Source organism: Pseudomonas imperatae (assembly GCF_057128625.1).
In genome coordinates this window covers 88092-110380 of the sequence record NZ_JBSKHP010000007.1, presented here as the reverse complement: position 1 = coordinate 110380, position 22289 = coordinate 88092, and the positions used below count along the sequence as shown (strand labels likewise).

Below are 22289 nucleotides of genomic sequence, written 5' to 3'. Positions count from 1 at the left end.
ACCTGTGCCACGTACACCTTCATTGCGTGCGTGCGCACAGGCTGAGCCCGCCCCGTGAACTGCGTCTCATTTTGTTCCGATGCGCACCGTGTCGTGCCAGCTCTTCCTCGTGATCCGTCTGAACGTGAGTTAAATAAAATGTTGAAAATTGTTCACCTCCTAACGGGCGCTGCAGCCTTGCTGCTGTCGTTCATACCCAGCCTGCGGGCCGAAGCCGTGCCTTACCTGCAACAACCCGAAGCTATCTACCTGGCACTGTTCGGCCTGCTCAACCTGACCCTGGCCCCAGTGATTCCCTACTGGAACAAAGGCCCTCGCCATCAGGCGCAAAACCTGGTCAGCGTGCTGCTGATCCTGGCCGTAGTGACGCAGACCGTGGCCCTGCTGGCCGAATGGCCGACCATCGCCGGCTTCCCGGCGCAACTGCCAGGCCTGGCCTGCGCGGTGCTGGCGGTGCTGGTACACCTGGCGGTCAGCTTCTACAAGTCGTCGCCTGCCGCTGCCGCGCCGTCCTACGACATGAGCAACCGCGATACCGGCACCGTGAAGTGGTTCAATACTTCCAAGGGGTTCGGCTTTATCTCCCGCGATTCGGGCGATGACATCTTCGTGCACTTTCGCGCCATTCGTGGCGAGGGCCACCGTGTATTGGTCGAAGGCCAGCGCGTCGAGTTCTCGGTCATGAACCGCGACAAGGGCCTGCAGGCCGAAGACGTGATCGCCGCCTCGCCGCGGCGCTGATCGCCAGCCACAAAAAAACCGCGCCTGGCGCGGTTTTTTTATGCCTGCAAATCCCCCCCGTAGCAGCTGCCGCCAGGCAGCGTCCCGGACACCGCGACGGGGCGGCGCTCAATAGTGCGGCGGCGGCGCCTCATGCTCACTGACACCGAACTGCCCCACCATCTCCTCCTGGCGCTTGAGCAAGGCGGCCATCTGCAACTGCAGGCGCTCCACTTGCCGCTGCTGCTGCACCAGCTCGTCGTTGAGCGCCTGGATGGTGTCATCCTGGAACGCCAGGCGACTCTCCAGCTCCATTACCCGCGCCTCAAGCGTCATCATGAGCCTCCAGGAACACGAAGTCTGCCGGCAACAGCCCTTTCAGCCGCTCGCGAATAGCCACTACTTGTTCTGCGCTGTAAGGCTGGCCAACAACTTTGCCCCAGACCGGCGCCGGCCATGCGGCATCTTCCTTGTAACGAACTATGACGTGCATATGTAACTGACTGACAACGTTGCCCAGGGTGGCGACATTCATCTTGTCGGCTGAGAAATGTTGGTGAAGAAGTTTCGCCAGAGAGTTGGTTTCTTCCCACAGTTGCAGTTGCTCGGTGTCATTGAGCTGAAACAGCTCGCTGATACCGTCGCGGCGTGGCACCAGGATAAACCATGGATAGTTGGCGTCGTTGCTCAGCAGCAGCCGGCTCAGGGGAAAATCCCCTATGACGTGGGTGTCGTGCTGCAGGCGCGAATCTAAAGAAAACACCGCGAGATCTCCGGCAAGGTGAAAATTTTTTTAGCCCCATGAACCAGGAGGGACCATGCACCGACAGGATACCCGCGATCACTCCTGCGTTCACGGAGAACGTGCTGGCGCCTCCGGAGAAGGGTCGCCAGGACCTTTGAAAATCGCACCACTACAGTGCGTGACGCACCAAAAAACCACCTTCCCTTCAAGGTTTTTTGGCCGGCCCCTCACCTCCCGCCAGAGCCCGCCGCGCAATCGTTTAATTCGGAAACACTCCCGTCCGGCGGGGCGGTTTGCCAAAGTGCAACTGTGGGCTAGGCTGCCTGGGGCAACCGCTACTTTTCGCACCAAAATAGACCGGAGTGAGTAATGCCAGTGCGCCAGTCATCCGCCAAGTTCCCACTTGCGCACGACAACGGTAACGTTTCCGTCACGCCCTGGAAGCGCACCCGATCTTCACCACCGCGTCAAGTTCCCCGGCGCACCCCCGATTTCATGAGGCGGCAGGGCCCTACCGCAAAAAAAGTGAAAGAAATGTCATGCTCTGGCACGTTTGGGCGCGCTTGTTGCATTCCTACCCACCCAAGTCGGCAGGCAGCCCGGGACGGGATGACTTGCGACAAATAACAACAGCTGCACGGAAGACCAAGGAGTTTTCAGGCAGGAGCTTAGAACCATTTTTCCTATGCTCGCCCCCTTGAAAACAGCGCTGTAGTTGTGCAGCTTGTGTTACCCGAAGCTGTGGTTTGCGACACGGACGGAAGTTTTTGCGACAGGCTCGAGAAGAAGCCGGACGATTGAGCTTAGAAGTATCGCCATAAAGCGTCAGCGTGATATAAGTTCACGCCGACACAAAAAGAAAGAGCCGCCCAGATAATAAACCAGGTGGGACGGCAGTACTCTTCCTAAAAACCAAAGGAGCAAATCACGATGAAAGTGATTAAGTGGAGCGCAATCGCACTGGCAGTTACCGCGGCTAGCACGCAGCTGGCCAGCGCCGCAGCATTCGTTAGCGATCAAGCAGACTCGAAGGGCTTCGTCGAAGACGCCACCCTGAACATGCTGCTGCGCAACTACTACTTCAACCGCTACTCGTTCGGTTCCGACCACAAGTCGGCTGACTGGACCCAGGGCATCCAGGGCGTATTCACCTCCGGCTTCACCCAAGGCACCATCGGCGTCGGTATCGATGCGTTCGGCTACCTGGGCCTGAAACTGGACGGCTCCAAAGGCACCACCGGCACCAACAACCTGACCGTGGGCGAAGACGGCCCGAACGACAGCTACGGCAAGGCCGGCGCCGCGATCAAGTTCCGCGTCTCCAAGACCATGTTGAAAATCGGTGACCAGCAGCCAAGCACCGCGCCGGTATTCGCCGTGGGCGGCTCGCGCCTGACCCCGCAGACCGCGTCGGGTATCTCCCTGATGAGCAGCGAGATCAAGGGCCTGGACCTGGAAGGCGGTCACTTCTACTCGGCTTCGAGCGAAAGCAGCACCAACCGTGATGGCTCCCTCTGGGCCACCTACGCCAACGTGCCAGCCGACTCGATCGACTACGCTGGCGGCAAGTATGCGTTCAACGACAACTTCACCGCTTCGCTGTATGGCGCCAAGCTGGAAGACATCTGGAACCAGTACTACACCAACCTGAACTACGTGCTGCCACTGGCTGATACCCAGTCGCTGACCTTCGACTTCAACTACTACCGCACCACCGACACCGGTAGCGCGAAAGCAGGCACCATCGACAACAACACGTTCTCGCTGTCGGCTGCCTACTCGTTCCTGTCGGCACACACCATTACCCTGGGCTTCCAGAAGGTCAACGGCGACACCCCGTTCGACTACATCGGTGTGGGTGACAACAACCGCGGTGGCGACTCGATCTTCCTCGCCAACTCCATCCAATACTCCGACTTCAACGGCCCAGGCGAGAAATCGTTCCAGGCTCGTTATGACCTGAACATGGCTACCTTCGGCGTGCCTGGCCTGAGCTTCATGGCCCGTTACGCCCACGGTGATGACATCGACGGCACCAAGATGGCTGCTGACAGCCCTTACCGCGCCTACGGCTACGGTGAAGACGGCAAGCACCACGAGACCAACGTCGAGGCCAAATACGTAGTACAGGAAGGCCCAGCCAAAGACCTGTCCTTCCGTATCCGCCAAGCCTGGCACCGCGGCAACGCCGACCAGGCCGAAGGCAACGTCGACGAGTTCCGCCTGATCGTCGACTACCCACTGTCGATCCTGTAACCACAGGGCACTCGCCAGCGGTAACGACAGCTATATAAAGAAGCCCGGCGCACGCCGGGCTTTCTTTTGCTCGCGACACCTCATGACCGCTACCCTGTACGTCGCCGGGCGTGCACCGTACAATGCCCAGCTTCGATAAAATTCAGCAACAGACACGGCCTATCATGCGCACCAGTCAATATTTGCTCGCCACCCAGAAAGAAATCCCCAACGACGCGGTCGTCATCAGCCATCAGCTGATGCTGCGCGCCGGCATGATCCGCAAGCTTGCCTCGGGCCTGTACACCTGGCTGCCGATGGGCCTGCGCGTGATGCGCAAGGTGGAAAACATCGTGCGCGAGGAAATGGACGCCGCCGGCGCCCTGGAAGTGCTGATGCCCGGCATCCAGCCTGCCGAGCTGTGGCAGGAATCGGGCCGCTGGGAACAGTATGGCCCTGAGCTGCTGCGCCTGAACGACCGCCACGGTCGTGATTTCTGCGCCGGCCCAACCCACGAAGAAGTCATCACTGACCTGGCGCGCAACGAGCTCAACAGCTACAAGCAGCTGCCGATCAACCTGTACCAGATCCAGACCAAATTCCGTGACGAGATCCGTCCACGCTTCGGCTTGATGCGCGGCCGCGAATTCATCATGAAGGATGCCTACTCCTTCCACGCCGACCAGGCCTCGCTGCAGCAGACCTATGACCGCATGCACCAGGCCTACTGCAACGTGTTCACCCGCCTGGGCCTGAAGTTCCGCCCGGTGGAAGCCGACAACGGCTCGATCGGCGGCGCCGGCTCCCACGAGTTCCACGTGCTGGCCGAGTCCGGTGAAGACGATATCGTCTTCAGCGACACGTCCGACTACGCCGCCAACATCGAGAAGGCCGAGGCCATCCCGCGCGAAACCGTACGTGGCGCCGCCACCGAGGAACTGCGCCTGGTCGACACGCCGAACGCCAAGACCATCGCCGAGCTGGTGGAAAACTTCGGCCTGGCCATCGAGAAGACCGTCAAGACCTTGATCGTGCACGCCGCCGAAGAAGGCAAGCTGATCGCCCTGGTGGTCCGTGGCGACCACGAGCTGAACGAAATCAAGGCCGGCAACCACCCACTGGTTGCCAGCCCGCTGGTCATGGCCAGCGACGCCGAACTGCGTGACGCCATCGGCGCCGGCGCTGGCTCCCTGGGCCCGCTGAACCTGCCGCTGCCGTGCATCATCGACCGCTCCGTGGCGCTGATGAGCGACTTCGGCGTGGGCGCCAACATCGACGACAAGCACTACTTCGGCGTGAACTGGGAGCGCGACCTGCCGCTGCCGGAAGTCGCCGACCTGCGCAACGTCGTAGAGGGCGACCCAAGCCCGGACGGCCAGGGCACCCTGGTGATCAAGCGCGGCATCGAAGTGGGCCACATCTTCCAACTGGGCACCAAGTACAGCGAAGCGATGAAGTGCCAGGTGCTGGGCGAGAACGGCAAGCCGGTCACCCTGACCATGGGTTGCTACGGCATTGGCGTGTCGCGCGTGGTGGCTGCGGCCATCGAGCAGAACAACGACGCCGGCGGCATTATCTGGAACGACACCCTGGCGCCGTTCCAGATCGCCCTGGTACCGCTGCGCTACGAAACCGAGCAGGTTCGCGAGGCGACTGACAAGCTGTACGCCGACCTGACCGCCGCAGGCTTCGAGGTGCTGCTGGACGACCGCGACAAGAAGACCAGCCCCGGCATCAAGTTCGCCGACATGGAGCTGATCGGCATTCCGCATCGCATCGTCGTCAGCGACCGCGGCCTGGCCGAAGGCAACCTGGAATACAAGAGCCGCACCGAAGGCGAGGCCCAGGCCATTCCGGTCGCCGACGTGCTGTCGTTCATCCAGGCCCGCGTGCGTCGCTGATCCAGACTCAGGGAAACCATGTACAAGCGAAGTGGCTTAAAACTGGGGAGCACCGCCTTGTGCGGTGCCCTGCTGCTGGGCGGCTGTGCCAACCACATGTCCCAGCGCAGCGAACATGACGAGCGCGTGGAGCGCAAGCTGATCGACCACAGCCTGCAGATCGACGCCGGCAGCCCGGCGGCCCTGGAGCTGCCGCAACGGCGGGTGCGCATCCATGAACAGAAAACCTTCGAAGTCACCGAGTTCGAGGTAACCCGCCGTTACGATCGCTACACGCCCTACCAGCCCTGGCGCGAGTTGTACGAAGTGCCGTTGGGCGCGGTGGCGGTAGTCGCCGGCGTCGGCGCCAACGTGGTGAACGTGCTGATGTTCGGGCAACTGCCTGACAGCGTCACCAAGGATTGGATCAACTACGGTTTCGCCGGCCTCAACCCGTTCATGAACGTGCAGTCCAACGGCCGCGCGCAACAGAATCTCGCGGGTGTCGACCAGGTGCAGAAAGACAAGCGCCTGGAAACCACCAGCCTGCCCTGGAGCGAGCGCCCGGTGGACGTGCAGTCGGGCAAGCAGACCTATGAGCTGACCACCGACCGCAACGGCGTGCTCAAGATCAACCTGCTGGACAGCCCCTTCGCTGACCAGGACCTGAAGAACGTCAACCAGCTGAAGATCAGTGTCGAGGACGCCGACGACAACGTGCGCGCCGATGCGACGCTGGGGCTGGGCAGTGACCTGCGCGGCAAGCTGGTGGAGGCCCATGGCCTGATCTACGACGACCTCGAAGGCGAGGACGTGCGCCAGTGGGTGCACCGGGTCAAGCGCCTGTCGGACCTGGGCATGGAAGAGGAAGCCAGCGAACTGGAGCAGAGCCTGATCGAGCTGACCCGCAACGATCCGGAACTGCAACAGCAATTCCTGCGCTCGCTGACCCGCGACGCGGGGCGCCTGGTGGCCGATCCCGGCCTGTAGCCCGGGACGCCGATGGACGCGGCCTGCGGCCGCTGCTACGGGATCGCATGTAGCAGCTGCCGCCAGGCGGCGTCCAGCCGTTACCCATTCTCACCAAACAACTCCAACTGCTCCAACGCGCCACGCAGGTCCTGCAGGCGCACACCAATTCCCAGCAGGCGCACTGGCTTGCCGCCGCGCGCCACCGCCTGGCTCAACAGCTGCCGGTAGCTGTCCAGGTCCCTGCCCGCCCCCGCCTGCTCCAGGGTGGTCTGGCTGAAATCATGAAACTTGACCTTCACGAACGGCTTGCCCGGCTTGTAGCTGCTGTCGATGCGCGCCATGCGCGTGGCCAGGGTTTCCATCAGCTCCGGCAATTTCGCCAGGCAGGCCTCCACGTCCGGCAGGTCAGTGTCGTAGGTGTTTTCCACGCTGATCGACTGCCGGCGGCTGTCGTTGTGCACCGGGCGCTCATCGATGCCACGGGCCAGCCCCCACAACCGCTCGCCAAAGCTGCCGAACTCGCGCACCAGGGCCAGCTTGCTCCAGTCCCGCAGCTCCAGGCAGCTGCTGATGCCCAGGCGTGCCAGCTTGTCGGCGGTGACCTTGCCCACGCCATGCAGCTTGCTGACCGGCAAGGCGGCTACAAAGTCCTCCACCTCCCGCGGCGTCACCACAAACAGGCCGTTGGGCTTGCGCCAGTCACTGGCGATCTTGGCGAGAAACTTGTTGGGTGCAACCCCGGCCGAGACGGTGATGTGCAACCGCCGCGACACCTTGCGGCGAATATCCTCGGCAATGCGGGTGGCGCTGCCGGCAAAGTGCGCGCACTCCGACACGTCCAGGTAGGCCTCGTCCAGCGACAGCGGCTCGATCAGCTCGGTGTACTCGCGGAAAATGCCATGAATTTCCCGCGACGCTTCCTTATAGGCCTCCATGCGCGGCTTGACGATGGTCAGGTCGGGGCACAACTTGAGCGCGTGGCGCGACGACATGGCCGAACGCACGCCATAGGCGCGGGCCTCGTAGTTGCAGGTCGCTATCACGCCGCGCCGGTCCGCCGAGCCGCCCACAGCCAAGGGCTTGCCGGCCAGGCTGGGGTCGTCGCGCATTTCGATGGCGGCGTAGAAGCAGTCACAGTCGACGTGGATGATTTTGCGCTGCGTCATGGCCAAAATGTGTCTGTGTATAAAGGAGGCGTTTTCGTACGAAACGCTGACCAGTATCTCACCCAGCCTGCCGCCATGGCGAACCCAAGGCGGATCCGATATTTATTTTTTTAATTGAACAGCGCCTTGCGATAGGGCTGAAACCCCCGCCCCGCCTGCCTCGCAGCCTTTTTTCGAAGTGCTAAGCGCTTGAACGAAAAGACTTTTCCTGCAGCGGGCGTTTGACACGCCTGGGGAAGTCTGTAGAATCAATCCCACAGACGCGGGATGGAGCAGTCTGGTAGCTCGTCGGGCTCATAACCCGAAGGTCGTCGGTTCAAATCCGGCTCCCGCAACCAAACATCGAAGAAGGCCACTTGAAAAAGTGGCCTTTTTTGTTTCCGCTTGTTTCAAATAATACGCTCCCCCGTAGCAGCTGCCGAAGGCTGCGTTGCTCCTGGACGCAGCCTTCGGCAGCTGCTACGGGAATTATTTGGTAGTTCAAGGAGTTAACGGTTGACACACTGCCGCTGTGCTGTAGAATCCGCCCCCACAGACGCGGGATGGAGCAGTCTGGTAGCTCGTCGGGCTCATAACCCGAAGGTCGTCGGTTCAAATCCGGCTCCCGCAACCAAACATCAAAGAAGGCCACTTGAAAAAGTGGCCTTTTTTGTGCGCGTGTATTTTGCATCCCGTAGCAGCTGCCGAAGGCTGCGCCGCTCCTGGACGCAGCCTTCGGCAGCTGCTACGGAGATTGATGAATTCCTAAGCACTTCAAAGACTTGCCTAAAGCGCGCCAGTTTGTCGCAGCACTGGATTAACGGTTGACACCCGGCCGCCGTGCTGTAGAATCCGCCCCCACAGACGCGGGATGGAGCAGTCTGGTAGCTCGTCGGGCTCATAACCCGAAGGTCGTCGGTTCAAATCCGGCTCCCGCAACCAAATATCGTAGAAGGCCACTCGCAAGAGTGGCCTTTTTCGTTTGCGCGCAGAAATAAAATCGGCACAAACCTGCCGTATTGTTGTCCACCCTTGCGGGACCTGCAGGTGGAAGAAACATGAAACTTCCCCTATAGATAAAGCGTCCGAGCCCGATAAAAGGTCAAACGGGTTAATATATTCCGAATTATTTTTGTATAGGGATTGGTAACTTGACTGGATACCTTCATCCTGTTGCGCACAATCCACGAGGTGATTGATGCGCCCCGACTCGCCAGAACTGCCTGAAACCGTGACTGCCCCACATCCGTTGAACCCAAGCAAAATGCGCTGGCTGGAACTGCTGAGCAAGTACCGCCAACCCATCGGCCTGGTCGTAACCCTGTTGCTGTTCGGTATCGCCCTGATCGCCTGCCGCCACCTGCTGGCGGAACTCGACATCTATGCCCTGCATGATTCGGTATTGAGCACGCCCAAGGCTTCCCTGTTCGGTGCATTGGCCGCAGCCGCCGCCGGTTTCGTCGTGCTGCTGGGCTATGAATGGTCGGCCAGCCGCTACGCTGCCGTGACCCTGCCACGCCGTACCCTGGTGCTGGGCGGCTTCACCGCGTTCGCCATTGGCAATGCCATCGGCCTGTCGCTGCTGTCCGGTGGCTCGGTGCGTTACCGCCTGTACGCTCGCCACGGCATCGGCGCCGCCGAAGTGGCGCGCATGACCCTGTTCGCCAGCCTGTCGCTGGGCTGCGCCCTGCCGCCCTTGGCTGCCCTGGCCACCCTCAGCAATCTGCCGGCCGCATCCGCCGCCTTGCACATCGCCCCCGGCGTGCTGGGCGCCATCGCGGGTGCCGTGATTGCCCTGACTCTGCTGCTGGCCGCCGGCATCTATCGCCGCCGCCTGGGCGAGCAACCGATTGCGGACAACCTGCTGGTCAAGGTCGGCCGTCGCACCCTGCGCCTGCCGGGCGTGCGCCTGACCCTGCTGCAACTGGTGATCACCGCCCTCGACGTGTTGCTGGCCGCTACCGTGCTGTACCTGCTGTTGCCCGAAGCGCCGCCGTTCGGCGCCTTCGTGCTGGTGTACCTGCTGGCCCTGGCGGCTGGCGTGCTCAGCCACGTGCCGGGCGGGGTTGGCGTGTTCGAGGCCATCCTGCTGGCCGCGTTCACCAACGAACTGGGCGCCGCGCCCCTGGCCGCCGCCCTGCTGCTGTACCGCCTGATCTACGTGATGCTGCCGCTGCTGCTGGCCTGTATCGTGCTGCTGGCCACCGAAGCCAAGCGCTTCTTCTTCGCCCAGCAGGCCATTCGCGTGGCCTCGGGCATGGCGGCGCCGATCCTGGCGCTGCTGGTGTTCCTGTCCGGCGTGGTGCTGCTGTTCTCGGGCGCCACCCCGGAAATCGATACGCGCCTGGAGCACCTGGGCTTCCTGATCCCCCACCGCCTGATCGACGCCTCGCACTTCGGCGCCAGCCTGATCGGCGTGCTGTGCCTGCTGCTGGCCCAGGGCCTGCGCCGGCGCCTGTCCGCCGCGTGGATGCTGACCACCACCTTGCTGCTGGTGGGCGCGCTGCTGTCGCTGCTCAAGGGCTTTGACTGGGAGGAAGCCAGCCTGCTGATCTTCACGGCGGGCCTGCTGGCGATCTTCCGCCGCTCGTTCTACCGCCCCAGCCGCCTGCTGGAGCTGCCGTTCTCGCCGTTCTACCTGATGGCCAGCGCCTGCGTGGTCGGTGCCTCGATCTGGCTGCTGCTGTTCGCCTACCAGGACATTCCGTACAAACATCAACTGTGGTGGCAGTTCACCCTCGACGCCGACGCCCCGCGCGGCCTGCGTTCGGCCCTGGGCAGCGCCGTGCTGCTGGTGATCGTCGCCCTGACCTGGCTGCTGCGCACTGCGCGGCCGGTGATCCACCTGCCCGACAGTGAGGAACTGCACAAGGCGGCGAAGATCCTGATGACCTCCGATCAGCCGGACGGTGGCCTGGCGCTGACGGGTGACAAGGCCCTGCTCTTCCACCCCAACGATAACGCCTTCATGATGTACGCCCGCCGCGGGCGGAGCCTGGTGGCGCTGTACGACCCCATTGGCTCGACCCAGCAACGGGCGGAAATGATCTGGCAGTTCCGTGACCTGTGCGATTTCCATCATGCCCGCCCGGTGTTTTACCAGGTGCGTGCCGAGAACCTGCCGTTCTACATGGACATCGGCCTGACTGCGATCAAGCTGGGCGAGGAAGCCCGGGTGGACCTGGAACGCTTCGACCTGGAAGCCAAGGGCAAGGAGATGAAGGACCTGCGCTACACCTGGAACCGCGGTACCCGCGACGGCCTGTCGCTGGAGATCCACGAACCGGGCCAGGCGCCGCTGGACGAGCTGAAGGTGATTTCCGATGCCTGGCTGACCGGCAAGAACGTTCGGGAAAAAGGCTTCTCCCTGGGTCGTTTCAGCCCGGAGTACCTGCAGCATTTTCGTATTGCAATCATTCATTTCGAGGGACGCCCCGTGGCGTTCGCCAACCTGCTCGAGACCCACAGCCATGAGCTGGCCAGTCTCGACCTGATGCGCGCACACCCCGAGGCACCAAAGCTGACCATGGAGTTCATGATGGTCGGCCTGATTCAACATTATAAGAGTCATGGTTACGCGCGCTTCAGCCTGGGCATGGTGCCGTTGTCGGGCCTGCAACCACGTCGCGGCGCACCGCTGACCCAGCGCCTGGGTTCGATGGTGTTCCGCCGTGGCGAGCAGCTCTACAACTTCCAGGGCCTGCGGCGCTTCAAGGATAAATTCCAGCCCGACTGGGAACCCCGTTACATGGCCGTGCCCGCAGGACTCGATCCGCTGGTGGCACTGGCCGATACCGCCGCCCTTATCGCGGGCGGCCTGACAGGATTGGTGAAACGCTGATGATTCGACGCAACTGGCGTAAAGGGCTGGCGGTCGTGGTGGTAGTGATCGCTGGCGCCGCGGCGGTCTACTGGTACATGAACCGCCCCGCCCCCGCGCCCCTTCTAGAACAGGTGAAGCTGGACGACGGCAACACCGTGACCCTGGTCACCCCCGGCAGCCACATCAAGGCCCGGGTCGTGCTGTCGGTGCCGGCCGAACAGGCGCTGACCGACAAGCAACTGACCGACCTCAGCAAGGACGGCTCGGCGCAGTTGGTGCAGGTACTGTTGGCCAAGTCCGACTGCGACGAGCAGGAAAACGACATCAAGGCCGCCGCCCAGCACCTGGACGGCCCGGTGACCGTGTTCGGCGGCATTGGCTCCGGCGCGGCCGAAGCCTGGTCATGGCTGGCCAAGCAGACCGACGACAAGGCCACCGCCGTGTCGGTGGGCTTCAGCCTGGAACAGCCTGGCTGTGCCACCCCGCTGCCGAAGAAGGCCGACCACGGCCACTGGATCGTCGCCTGGAACGACAACCCGGACGACGCCAGCGCCTCGTTCGTGCGCGACACCCCCAACGCCGAGACCAGCATCAGCGACTACGACGTGCACCTGCCGCAGGTGCTCAAGAACGAGCTGACCAAGCTGCTGGTGGGTGACAACAAGGACGCCCTGAGCATGCCCGTGGTGGAAGTGCCGGCTGGCCAGGCCACCGACACCGTGACCCTGTTCCTGTCCGGCGACGGCGGCTGGCGCGACCTGGACCGCGACGTTGCGGGCGAGATGGCGAAGATGGGCTACCCGGTGGTGGGCATCGACATGCTGCGCTACTACTGGCAGCACAAGACGCCTGAGCAAAGCGCCGAGGACCTGTCCGCGCTGATGCTGCACTATCGCCAGAAGTGGGGCACCAAGCGCTTCATCCTGGCCGGTTATTCGTTCGGCGCCGACGTGCTGCCTGCGACCTACAACCGCCTGCCGGCCGATGACCAGAAGCGCATCGACGGCGTGCTGCTGCTGGCCTTCGCCCGCAGCGGCAGCTTCGAGATCGAGGTCGAGGGTTGGCTGGGCAACGCCGGCAAGGAAGCACCGACCGGGCCGGAAATCGCCAAGATGCCGCAGAACAAGATTCTGTGCGTGTACGGTGTCGAGGAGGCCGATGAAACCGGCTGCACCGACAACAAGACCTACACCGGCGAGACCCTCAAGCTGCCTGGCGGCCACCACTTCGATGAAGATTACCCGGCGCTGGCCAAGCGCCTGATCGACGCCATCGAGAAGCTGCAAGGCAAGCCACCGGTGGCCAAGGCCAACTAAGGCCCTGCCCCACCGTTAAAAAAGCCTCCCTTGTGGAGGCTTTTTTGTTCGCACAACCAACTTGTGGGAGCTGGCTTGCCAGCGAGCTGTTGAGGCCCCAAAAGCTCGCTGGCAAGCCAGCTCCCACAAGGACAATTACAGCCACCGCCTACTGCGTCGACCAGGCCGTCAGGTAATCCGCCACCACCTGCACCCGGCGTGGCAAGCCACCCTGGTAAGGATGCACTAGGAACAACGGCGCGCTGGAGGTCTGGTACTCACGCAGCAGCCACACCAACCTGCCCTCTGCCAGGTCCTCGTGCAGCATGTATGACGGCAACCTGGCCACCCCGGCCCCCGCCAGCGCAGCTTTCTTCAGCAGGCTGTAATGGTTGCTGGCGAACGGCCCGGCCACGGCCACGCGGATCAGCTCATGCTGCAGGTGGTAGCGCCACTCCTCCCGTCCACTGTAGTGGCTGTTGAGCAGGCAGGCGTGCGCGGCCAGGTCCTGCGGGGTTTGCGGGGCCGGCCGCGCAGCCAGGTAGGCCGGGCTGGCGCAGGTAATCTCCTGCATGGTCAACAGCGGCCGCGCCACCAGGCGCTCGTCGCTGGCCACGCTCTCGCGCACCGCCAGGTCAAAGCCCTCGCGGGCCAGGTCGCGGTAGGCGTTGCTCAGGTCCAGTTCCAGGTTGATCTGCGGGTAATCGCGGCCCAGCGCCAGCAGCAACCCTTCGAAAAAAGTCTCGCCCAGGGACACCGGCACCGTCAGCCGCACCGGCCCGGCCAGCTCGTCCTTGAGCTGCGCCAAAGCCCGATGGGCGCGCTGCATCTGCGCCACAAGGGCCTGCGCCTCCGGCAACAGCGCCGCGCCCGCCGCTGTAAGGCTCAAACGCCGGGTGCTGCGGTGCAGCAGTTGCACGCCGTGGCCGGCCTCCAGGGCGCTGATGCGCTTGGACAGCTGCCCCTTGCTCCAGCCCAGCTGCTCGGCGGCCCGGGTAAAGGTGCCCGCCTCGACCAGCACGGCGAAGGCCGCCAGGTCATCAAGTTCACTCATGGATTGTTTCCACACGAAAACCAAAGGTTGCCTATTAGAGGGATTATCCGCAAAAAGCAAATCCCTACACTGGTCGCACACTCTCCCCACGAGGATTCAGCCATGAAGATTCTGTTGCTCGGTGCCAGCGGCACCGTCGGTTCCGCCATCGCCAGCGAGCTTGCCCAGCGCCACGAGGTCGTTCGCGTGGGCCGCACCAGCGGTGACTTCCAGGTGGACATCAGCGACCCGGCTTCCATCCGCGCACTGTTCGAGCAGACCGGGCGTTTCGATGCCCTGGTCAGCGCCGTAGGCAGCGTCACCTTCAAGCCACTGGGGGAAATGACCGACAGCGATTTCAGCCTCGGCCTGCACAACAAGCTGATGGGGCAGGTAAACCTGCTGTTGATCGGCCGCGAGTTCGCCAACGACGGCGCCTCGTTCACCCTGACCTCGGGCATTCTCAACCGCGACCCGATCCGCAGCGGCGCTTCGGCGGCCATGGTCAACGGCGCGCTGGACGCCTTCGTTCGCGCCGCAGCCATCGAACTGCCTCGCGGCCTGCGCATCAACGCCGTCAGCCCTACGGTGCTGGTGGAAGCCATGGGCAGCTACGCGCCGTACTTCCGCGGCTACAAGCCGGTGCCCGCTGCCGAGGTGGCACTGGCCTACGCCAAGAGCGTGGAAGGCCTGCAGACCGGCCAGGTGTTTATCGTCGGCTAGCGGGCCGCAGAATTTTCACTTCTGCTGTGCTAGGGTGCGCCCCACTGACCAGGAGGCCCCCGATGCGCGTTGCCCGTAATCTGCTGTGTTTTGCCCTGCTACCGCTGTTCGCCGGTTGCCAGCTGTTCGCCTCCGCGCCCAGCCAGCCTTCCCACGCCGACCTCACGCGCATGCAGGGCGTGCTGATGGGCAATAACGGCCACTTGCTGTTCCAGCCCTGCGGCGAACAGCGCCACTACACCGTCACCGATGTCGGCAATACCGGCGTGCTGCAGGAAGCCGCCGGCATCGTCGGCAAGTCCGGGCAGGTCTACGCCGACGTGCGCGGGCGCTTCGAGGCCAGCAAGACCGGTGGCCTGGACGGCACCATCGACCTGCGCCAGTTCTACCGCCTGGAACGCTCCACCACCGCCTGCAACGACCCCAACTTCAAGCTGCTGACCCTTCGCGCCGCCGGCACCGAGCCGTCGAAGTGGGAGCTGCGCGCCAGCGGCAAGGGCCTGGAACTGAGCCGCGCCGACCAGCCACCGCTGGCCGTGCCCTTCGTCGAGGAAACCCTGCCCGACGGCCGCCTGAGCCTGAGTACCGAGGCCAACGGCCTGAAGGTGGAATTGTGGGTGGCCCCCCAGCGCTGCGTAGACCCGACCACCGGCGGGGTGATGCAGATGAGCGCCGAATTGCGCGTCAATGACCAGCCATACCGGGGCTGCGCCTACTTCGGTGGCGCCCGCAACGACTGAAGATCTGCCGTCGGGCAGTTAAAACCTGACGGCAACCGCCTCCGAACGCTTATAATGGCCGGTTAGTGCAAAGCTGCCGGGTCAACCCTGTGGCCCGGATATTGGACCCTGTCATGTTACGAATCACCGAACTCAAACTGCCCCTGGACCACGCCGACGAGGCCCTGCGCCCGGCCATCGTGCAGCGCCTGGGGATCGCCGACGCCGATCTGCTGGACTTCACCCTGTTCAAGCGCAGCTACGACGCGCGCAAGAAGAACAGCGAGCTGCAATTCATCTACACCATCGACCTCAACGTGCGCGACGAAGCCGCCGTGCTGGCGCGCTTCGCCGAGGACCGCAACGTCGGCCCGGCGCCGGACGTCAGCTACAAGGTGGTGGGCCATGCCCCCGAAGGCCTGGAAGAGCGCCCACTGGTGGTCGGCTTCGGCCCGTGCGGCATCTTCGCCGCCCTGCTGCTGGCGCAGATGGGCTTCAAGCCGATCGTGCTGGAGCGTGGCAAGGAAGTGCGCCAGCGCACCAAGGACACCTGGGGCCTGTGGCGTAAAAGCGTGCTCAACCCCGAGTCCAACGTGCAGTTCGGCGAAGGCGGCGCAGGCACCTTCTCCGACGGCAAGCTGTACAGCCAGATCAAGGACCCGCTGCACCACGGCCGCAAGGTGCTGCACGAGTTCGTCAAATCCGGCGCGCCGGAAGAGATCCTCTACGTCAGCAAGCCGCACATCGGCACCTTCCGTCTCACGGGCATGGTCGAGACCATGCGCAAGGAGATCGAGGCCCTGGGCGGCGAGATTCGTTTCGAGCACAAGGTCACCGACCTGCTGATCGACAACGAACAGCTGCAAGGCGTGGTGCTGGAGAACGGCGAACAGTTGATGTCCCGCCACGTGGTCATGGCCCTGGGCCACAGCGCCCGCGACACCTTCCGCATGCTGCACGCCCGCGGCGTGTTCATGGAAGCCAAGCCGTTCTCCATCGGCTTCCGCATCGAGCACCCACAAGGCCTGATCGACCAGGCGCGCCTGGGCAAGTACGCCGGCCACCCGAAGCTGGGCGCTGCCGACTACAAGCTGGTGCACCACGCCAAGAACGGCCGCTCGGTGTACAGCTTCTGCATGTGCCCGGGCGGCACCGTGGTAGCCGCCACTTCCGAGCCAGGCCGGGTGGTCACCAACGGCATGAGCCAGTACTCGCGTAACGAGCGCAATGCCAACTCGGGCATCGTCGTTGGCATTACCCCGGAAGTCGACTACCCGGGTGGCCCGCTGGCCGGCATCGAGCTGCAGGAAAAGCTGGAGTCCACCGCCTACCTGCTGGGTGGCAGCAACTACCAGGCGCCGGCGCAACTGGTGGGCGATTTCATCGCCAACACGCCGTCCACGGCCTTGGGTGACGTGGAACCTTCCTACAAACCGGGCGTGTCCCTGGGCGACCTGGCGCTGTCGCTGCCGGCCTTCGCCATCGAGGCGATCCGCGAAGCACTGCCGGCCTTCGACAAGCAGATCCGCGGCTTCGCCCGCCCGGACGCGATCCTCACCGGCATCGAGACCCGCACCTCGTCGCCGCTGCGCATCACCCGTGATGCCAGCTTCCAGAGCCTCAACGTCAAGGGCCTGTTCCCGGCCGGCGAAGGCGCTGGTTACGCCGGTGGCATCCTGTCCGCCGGCGTGGACGGCATCCGCATCGCCGAAGCCGTAGCCCGCAGCATGCTGGGCATCGACGCCTGATGTTCCCTGTAGCAGCTGCCGAAGGCGGCGTCCGAAGCACTTGGGTGCTCAAGACGCAGCCTGCGGCAGCTGCTACGGGAAATGTCCTACATCCGAATCAGACACGTCCTATCTCCACTGGCGTCCTTCGCTGTTAGGGTCCACTGCCCTGCCTTGCCTGCCATTTTTGTTATAACAAAAACGAATATAACTTTTGTTTTAACAACTGCCGGTACGGGTTAGGGTGTCCCCCTTCGAACACCAGGATGGAGCGCGACCGTGCCTCTGCGTAGTACTTTGACACGTTTCTTTCAGTTGGAAGCGGCCAGCGGCCTGCTGCTGATCGCGGCCGCCGTGCTGGCGCTGATCATCAACAATTCGCCGCTTTCCGGCCTGTACAACAGTTTCCTCGACACGCCGGTAGTGGCCCAGGTTGGCGCCTTGCAAATCGCCAAGCCGCTGCTGCTGTGGATCAACGACGGGCTGATGGCGCTGTTCTTCCTGATTATTGGCCTGGAGGTGAAACGCGAAGTGCTGGAGGGCCAGCTGTCCAGCGTCTCGCAGGTAGCCCTGCCGGGCGCCGCAGCCATTGGCGGCATGGTGGTGCCGGCGCTGATCTTCTGGGCCCTGAACAAGGACAACCCCGCCGCCCTCAGTGGCTGGGCCATTCCCATGGCCACCGACATTGCCTTCGCCCTGGGCGTGCTGGCCCTGCTGGGCAAGCGCGTGCCGGTGTCGTTGAAGCTGTTCCTCATGACCCTGGCGATCATCGACGACCTGGGCGCCATCGTGGTCATCGCCCTGTTCTATTCGGGGGCCATCTCCAGCCTGGCGCTGATGCTGGCGGGCGCTTGCCTGCTGGCCCTGATCGCCATGAACCGCCTGGGGGTGGTGAAGCTGGCGCCCTACCTGGTGGTGGGCGCCATCCTTTGGGTGTGCGTGCTCAAGAGCGGGGTGCACGCCACCCTGGCGGGCGTCACCCTGGCCTTCTGCATTCCCTTGCGCACCCGCAACGCCGAGCCATCGCCGTCGCGCAGCCTGGAGCATGCCCTGCATCCCTGGGTGGCCTACGCCATCCTGCCGCTGTTTGCCTTCGCCAACGCCGGCGTGCCACTGGCGGGCGTGACCCTGGAAAGCTTCACCCACCACGTGCCGTTGGGCATCGCCACCGGCTTGCTGGTGGGCAAGACCCTGGGCGTGTTCGGCCTGACCTGGCTGGCGATCAAGGCAGGCCTGGCGGCACTGCCCGAAGGCGCCAGCTGGAGGCAGCTGCTGGGGGTGTCGATACTGTGCGGCATCGGCTTTACCATGAGTCTGTTCGTCGGCTCGTTGGCCTACGTGCCGGGGCAAAGCCCGTTCGCCGGCGAGGACCGCATGGGCATCCTGACGGGCTCGATCCTGGCGGCGTTCATCGGTTATGCGGTGACGGCGATGGCCAGCCGCAAAGCCTGACCTGGCCATGCGGCACAAAAAAACCCGGCCTAGGCCGGGTTTTTCGTGTGCTGCGTGCGGGTATCAGTGCGAAACGCGGCTGGTACCGTCCACGGTCATGATGCGCACACGCTCGCCGACGCGGAAGATCTCGTTTTCCTGCACCTGCTGCACGTAGGCACGCATGCTGCCGTCGTCTTCGCGCACGGTGATTTCCACGCCCTGGGCGCGGGTCATGCCTTCTTCGGCAGCGGAGCCTACCAGGCCACCGGCCACGGCGCCGATCACGGCAGTGATGATGCTGCCACGGCCGCCACCGATGGCGCTACCGGCCACGCCGCCGACCACGGCGCCGGCGCCAGCGCCGATCGGGGTCTTGGTGCCTTCGATTTTCACCGGGCGCAGGGACTCGATGGTGCCCATGCGCACGGTTTGCACACGACGTGCTTCATCACGCGAGTAGGTGTCGCCCTGCAGGTTGGAGACGCAACCACCCAGGAACAGGGACGAAGTCGTGAAGCAGGCAAGAAGCAGTGCGGATTTACGCATGAAAATTCTCCGTGGGGCGTAGGTGCCCATTAAACGCTGGCCGTCGCAGGGTGTCACGACGCCAGCTGTAATAAATTGCGTCCATTCAGCTGAAGTACAGCCGTTCTGGCGGGCTTTGGAGGGCCGACGAAATGGCACGCTTGCGTGCAATCATGCCACATCGTCTGGACAACTGAGGAGAGGAAAAGGTCTGCCGCGCCGATCAGGGGGCCAGGCGCTCGCGCTGCCAGGCCTGGTCCACCAGGCGGTAGTTGAGCCGATCGTGCAGGCGGCTGGAGCGCCCCTGCCAGAACTCGATGCGCTCGGGCACAAGGCGGAAGCCGCCCCAGTGCTCGGGACAGTGGGGCTGGGTGTCGCTGAAGCGCTGCTCGGTGGCCTTGAGCAGGCCCTCGAGTTCAGCGCGGTCGGCGATCACCCGGCTCTGCGGCGAGGCCCAGGCACCCAGGCGGCTGCCCAGCGGGCGCACCTGGAAGTAGGCGTCGGACTCGTCATGGCTGACCTTGCTCACCCGCCCTTCGATGCGCACCTGGCGCTCCAGGGTGGGCCAGAAGAACGTCATGGCGGCAAAGGGGTTGGCGTCCAGCTGCCGGCCCTTGTCGCTTTCGTAGTTGGTGAAGAAGGTAAAGCCCTGGGGGTCCAGGGCCTTGAGCAACAGCACGCGGCAGTGTGGCCGGCCCTGTGCATCGACGGTGGCCAACGTCATGGCGTTGGCCTCCACGGGCGCTTGCTCGGTGGCAAGCGCTTCTTCGAACCAGCGCGTGAACAGCGCAAACGGCTCGACCGGGGCATTCGCCTCGGTCAGGCCGTCACGGGTGTAGTCACGGCGCATGTCGGCGAGTGCCTGGGTCATTGCGCGCTTCCTGGACTATCAGTTCTGGGTCTGGGCTACCGCGTCAGCCTTTTTCTTGGCCGGCGCTGCCGCCTTGGCAGGGGTCACTTTCTTCTTGGCCGCGGGTTTGGCCGGGGCCTTCTTCGCGGTGGCTTTCTTGGCCGCGGCTTTCTTGCTGGCCGGCGCCGGTGCTACCACTGGCTTGACGTCCTGGGTGGCGACCATTTCGGCCACTGGCGGCGTTGGCGAGTTGTACTTGGCAACCAGGGCCACCATGGTTTCCTGCGGGGTCAGCAGGATTTCGACACGGCGGTTCAGGGCACGGCCCTGGGCGCTGTCGTTGGCGGCACGTGGCATCAGCGAGCCCATGCCACGCATGGCCAGGCGCTTACGGTCCAGGCCGCTCAGGTGGAAGATGGCAGCCACGGAACCCGCACGCTTCTGGCTGATTTCCTGCACGTCGGCGGCGCCGCTGGCGTCAGCGTGGCCCAGGACCAGCACGGCGGTCTTGGGGTCGTTCTCGACAGCCTTGGCGATGTTGGTGATGGGGCTCAGGGTGATAGGCAGCAGCAGTTCGGGACGGCGCGGGTTGAAGCTGCTGTCGATCGGGGCGATGACCACCAGCACGTCTTCGCGGCGCTCGACCTGGAAGTTGCTGCCCTTGACCGCTTCACGCACTTTCGGCTCGTAGCTGTCGAGCCACGCCTGGGTCATCTTGGTGTCGATCTTGGGCACCACGGCAACGGCCGGGGCGGCTGGCTTGGCGGCATCGCTGCTGCCGCCGAACGGCCAGTACCAGTGCTTGCCGGTGTCGGCAGGCGCGGCAGCAACGGCAGGGGCAACTACAGGGGCGGCTGCAGACTTGGCTTCATCCTTGGCAACTTTGTCGTTGATCGCGCCGGCCACGTTCTTGTCGGCCGCGTGGTCCGCAGCACCGAACGGCCACCAGCGGAAGCCGCTGTTGTCTGCCGTGCTGTTCTGTGGAGTCTGGGCGCAACCGGTCACGGCCAGGCACAGGGCAAACGCGATGGATTTATTGGAGTACATAAGCTTTCCACAAGGATGAGGTTGATACAAAGCGGGTTAGAAAACCCGTTTAAACCGTTGATTTGATATTAGATGAATCGACCGCTTGCAACTGCCCGTCGGTCGATTCGCGCAGTTTATAGACAAGTGGCAAGTACCCGCACCAGCTTTTGTGCGCGCGGGTCCATCAGGATGTACGGGCCCAGCGTGTTGGTGACGAAACCGAAGGCCACGTCGTGCTCGGGATCGGCAAAACCAACCGAGCCACCGGCGCCAGGATGGCCGAACGCCTTGGCCCCGAGGCCGAAGGTGGCGTTGGCCAGGGCCGGCTGGTCGAGCATGCAGCCCAGGCCGAAACGGGTCGGGGTCAGCAGGGTCTTGTCCGGGCCAACGCTGTGCTCGCGGGTCAGTTCGCCCAGCAGTTCGGGCTCCAGCAGGCTGCCGTCGAGCAGGCCGCTGTAGAAGCCCGCCAGGCTGCGGGCATTGCCGTGGCCATTGGCCGCCGGCTGCTGCATGCGCCGCCACTCGGGCTTGTTGGTGCTGGTGAGTACCGACGGCGGATTGGTGAAGGCACGGGTGCTCATGGCGGTGGGCTCGCGCATGGTGACCTGCAGCAGGCGCTGGGCGGCTTCGTCGCCCATGTTGCCCTTGCCACGGGCGATGTGCGCGACGCGGTGGAACTCCGAGTCGGCCAGGCCGACGTGGAAGTCCAGCCCCAGGGGGCGGGCGACCCGGGCGACGATGGACTCGCCGGGGCCGCGGCCATCGGCACGGCGCAGCAGCTCGCCCACCAGCCAGCCGTAGGTGATGGCGGCGTAGCCGTGGCCGGTGCCCGGCGTCCACCAGGGCGCCTCGGCCGCCAGCGCATCGACCATCACCTGCCAGTCATACAGGGCCTCGGGCGGCAGCAGCTCGCGCAGCGCCGGCAGGCCGGCCTGGTGGCAGAGCAGCTGGCGCAGGGTGACGTTTTCCTTGCCGGCCGCAGCGAACTCGGGCCAGTAGCGGGCCACGGGCAGGTCGAGGTCGAGCTTGCCCTCGCCCACCAGTTGCAGCGCCGTGACGGCCGTGAAGGTCTTGGTGCAGGAGAACAGGTTGGCGATGGTGTCGCTGTGCCAGGCTTCCTGGCCGTCCTTGTCGGCGGTGCCCGCCCACAGGTCGATGACCGTCCGCCCGCCCACCTGGATGCACAGCGCTGCGCCACGCTCCTGGGGATCGTCGAACAAGGCGGCAAACGCCTCGCGCACCGCTTCGAATTGAAGCTCGTAATGACCCTGAATCTGCACCCAGTGACTCCTGCACGACATTGAACGAAGTGGCCGGCATTGTTTCAGCCCTTGGGGCTTTTGTGAACAGATGCCGGTCAGTTGGTGGGTATCTTTCTGCATACAGCGTGTAACTGCTGCTGCGAGGGAAATGGCCTGGACCGCAGGGCGCGGC

At 63.9% G+C, this 22289-nt stretch carries 18 protein-coding genes and 3 tRNA genes; 13 read left to right on the top strand and 8 right to left on the bottom strand.

What is annotated here, in order from left to right:
- The first annotated feature begins 138 nt into the window (after window positions 1–138).
- Complete coding sequence (locus tag ACWKWX_RS10970) at window positions 139–741, top strand: cold shock domain-containing protein membrane protein (protein ID WP_416426303.1); 603 nt, start codon at window positions 139–141, stop codon at window positions 739–741.
- Window positions 742–849: 108 nt separating this feature from the next.
- Here the strand turns inward: ACWKWX_RS10970 and ACWKWX_RS10965 are convergent, their stop codons facing one another.
- Both ACWKWX_RS10965 and ACWKWX_RS10960 read right to left on the bottom strand, forming a co-directional pair.
- Window positions 850–1056: a SlyX family protein gene (locus tag ACWKWX_RS10965; protein WP_416427451.1), complete on the bottom strand. Its 207-nt coding sequence runs from the start codon at window positions 1054–1056 to the stop codon at window positions 850–852.
- A complete protein-coding gene (locus tag ACWKWX_RS10960) occupies window positions 1046–1483 on the bottom strand; it encodes an HIT domain-containing protein (RefSeq protein WP_416426305.1) in 438 nt (145 codons plus the stop codon). Before ACWKWX_RS10960 ends, ACWKWX_RS10965 begins: the two co-directional genes overlap by 11 nt.
- Window positions 1484–2395: 912 nt before the next feature.
- Here ACWKWX_RS10960 and ACWKWX_RS10955 point away from each other — a divergent pair.
- From ACWKWX_RS10955 to ACWKWX_RS10945, 3 genes are all read left to right on the top strand, one after another.
- Complete coding sequence (locus tag ACWKWX_RS10955) at window positions 2396–3721, top strand: OprD family porin (protein ID WP_416426307.1); 1326 nt, start codon at window positions 2396–2398, stop codon at window positions 3719–3721.
- Between the two features lie 164 nt (window positions 3722–3885).
- A complete protein-coding gene (locus tag ACWKWX_RS10950; protein WP_416426309.1) occupies window positions 3886–5601 on the top strand; it encodes a proline--tRNA ligase in 1716 nt (571 codons plus the stop codon).
- An 18-nt stretch (window positions 5602–5619) separates the two neighbouring features.
- The gene (locus ACWKWX_RS10945) at window positions 5620–6570 is read left to right on the top strand and encodes a hypothetical protein (protein ID WP_416426310.1); all 951 of its coding nucleotides are present in this window, start codon (window positions 5620–5622) and stop codon (window positions 6568–6570) included.
- An 80-nt stretch (window positions 6571–6650) separates the two neighbouring features.
- Here ACWKWX_RS10945 and dinB read toward each other — a convergent pair whose 3' ends face one another.
- Window positions 6651–7718 carry a DNA polymerase IV gene (dinB, locus tag ACWKWX_RS10940; RefSeq protein WP_416426312.1) on the bottom strand — a complete coding sequence of 356 codons (1068 nt, stop codon included), beginning with the start codon at window positions 7716–7718 and terminating at the stop codon, window positions 6651–6653.
- A gap of 261 nt (window positions 7719–7979) precedes the next feature.
- On the opposite strand from dinB, the gene ACWKWX_RS10935 reads away from it, so the two are divergent.
- The 5 genes from ACWKWX_RS10935 to ACWKWX_RS10915 all read left to right on the top strand — a co-directional run bounded on the left by ACWKWX_RS10935 (window position 7980) and on the right by ACWKWX_RS10915 (window position 12836).
- Window positions 7980–8056: transfer RNA gene (locus ACWKWX_RS10935), tRNA-Met, on the top strand.
- Between the two features lie 198 nt (window positions 8057–8254).
- Window positions 8255–8331: transfer RNA gene (locus tag ACWKWX_RS10930), tRNA-Met, on the top strand.
- 231 nt (window positions 8332–8562) lie between these two features.
- A tRNA-Met gene (locus ACWKWX_RS10925) sits at window positions 8563–8639 on the top strand.
- A gap of 322 nt (window positions 8640–8961) precedes the next feature.
- Window positions 8962–11538 (top strand): bifunctional lysylphosphatidylglycerol flippase/synthetase MprF, encoded by a 2577-nt coding sequence (gene mprF / locus ACWKWX_RS10920; RefSeq protein ID WP_416427452.1) that lies wholly within the window; start codon window positions 8962–8964, stop codon window positions 11536–11538.
- The gene (locus ACWKWX_RS10915) at window positions 11538–12836 is read left to right on the top strand and encodes a virulence factor family protein (RefSeq protein ID WP_473004154.1); all 1299 of its coding nucleotides are present in this window, start codon (window positions 11538–11540) and stop codon (window positions 12834–12836) included. The genes mprF and ACWKWX_RS10915 overlap by 1 nt, the downstream gene beginning before the upstream one ends.
- A 148-nt stretch (window positions 12837–12984) precedes the next feature.
- Here the strand turns inward: ACWKWX_RS10915 and ACWKWX_RS10910 are convergent, their stop codons facing one another.
- A complete protein-coding gene (locus ACWKWX_RS10910) occupies window positions 12985–13869 on the bottom strand; it encodes a LysR family transcriptional regulator (protein WP_483827762.1) in 885 nt (294 codons plus the stop codon).
- Between the two features lie 102 nt (window positions 13870–13971).
- On the opposite strand from ACWKWX_RS10910, the gene ACWKWX_RS10905 reads away from it, so the two are divergent.
- The 4 genes from ACWKWX_RS10905 (at window position 13972) to nhaA (ending at window position 18469) form a co-directional block, all read left to right on the top strand.
- Entirely contained in the window at window positions 13972–14571 is a 600-nt protein-coding gene (locus ACWKWX_RS10905; protein ID WP_416426315.1) for a short chain dehydrogenase, read from the top strand.
- A 62-nt stretch (window positions 14572–14633) separates the two neighbouring features.
- Window positions 14634–15311, top strand: a complete 678-nt coding sequence (locus tag ACWKWX_RS10900) for a COG3650 family protein (protein ID WP_416426316.1) — start codon at window positions 14634–14636, stop codon at window positions 15309–15311.
- A gap of 113 nt (window positions 15312–15424) precedes the next feature.
- A complete protein-coding gene (locus ACWKWX_RS10895) occupies window positions 15425–17038 on the top strand; it encodes an NAD(P)/FAD-dependent oxidoreductase (protein WP_473004158.1) in 1614 nt (537 codons plus the stop codon).
- 258 nt (window positions 17039–17296) lie between these two features.
- On the top strand, window positions 17297–18469 hold the full coding sequence (gene nhaA / locus ACWKWX_RS10890; protein WP_473004160.1) for a Na+/H+ antiporter NhaA: 1173 nt from the start codon (window positions 17297–17299) through the stop codon (window positions 18467–18469).
- A gap of 63 nt (window positions 18470–18532) precedes the next feature.
- On the opposite strand, the gene ACWKWX_RS10885 is transcribed toward nhaA, so the two are convergent.
- The 4 genes from ACWKWX_RS10885 to ACWKWX_RS10870 form a co-directional block, all read right to left on the bottom strand.
- The gene (locus ACWKWX_RS10885; protein ID WP_416426319.1) at window positions 18533–18997 is read right to left on the bottom strand and encodes an outer membrane lipoprotein; all 465 of its coding nucleotides are present in this window, start codon (window positions 18995–18997) and stop codon (window positions 18533–18535) included.
- A gap of 202 nt (window positions 18998–19199) precedes the next feature.
- The gene (gene pdxH / locus ACWKWX_RS10880; RefSeq protein ID WP_473004163.1) at window positions 19200–19847 is read right to left on the bottom strand and encodes a pyridoxamine 5'-phosphate oxidase; all 648 of its coding nucleotides are present in this window, start codon (window positions 19845–19847) and stop codon (window positions 19200–19202) included.
- A gap of 18 nt (window positions 19848–19865) precedes the next feature.
- Window positions 19866–20873 (bottom strand): OmpA family protein, encoded by a 1008-nt coding sequence (locus ACWKWX_RS10875; protein ID WP_416426321.1) that lies wholly within the window; start codon window positions 20871–20873, stop codon window positions 19866–19868.
- Window positions 20874–20989: 116 nt separating this feature from the next.
- On the bottom strand, window positions 20990–22135 hold the full coding sequence (locus tag ACWKWX_RS10870; RefSeq protein WP_483827761.1) for a serine hydrolase domain-containing protein: 1146 nt from the start codon (window positions 22133–22135) through the stop codon (window positions 20990–20992).
- Window positions 22136–22289 lie beyond the last annotated feature (154 nt).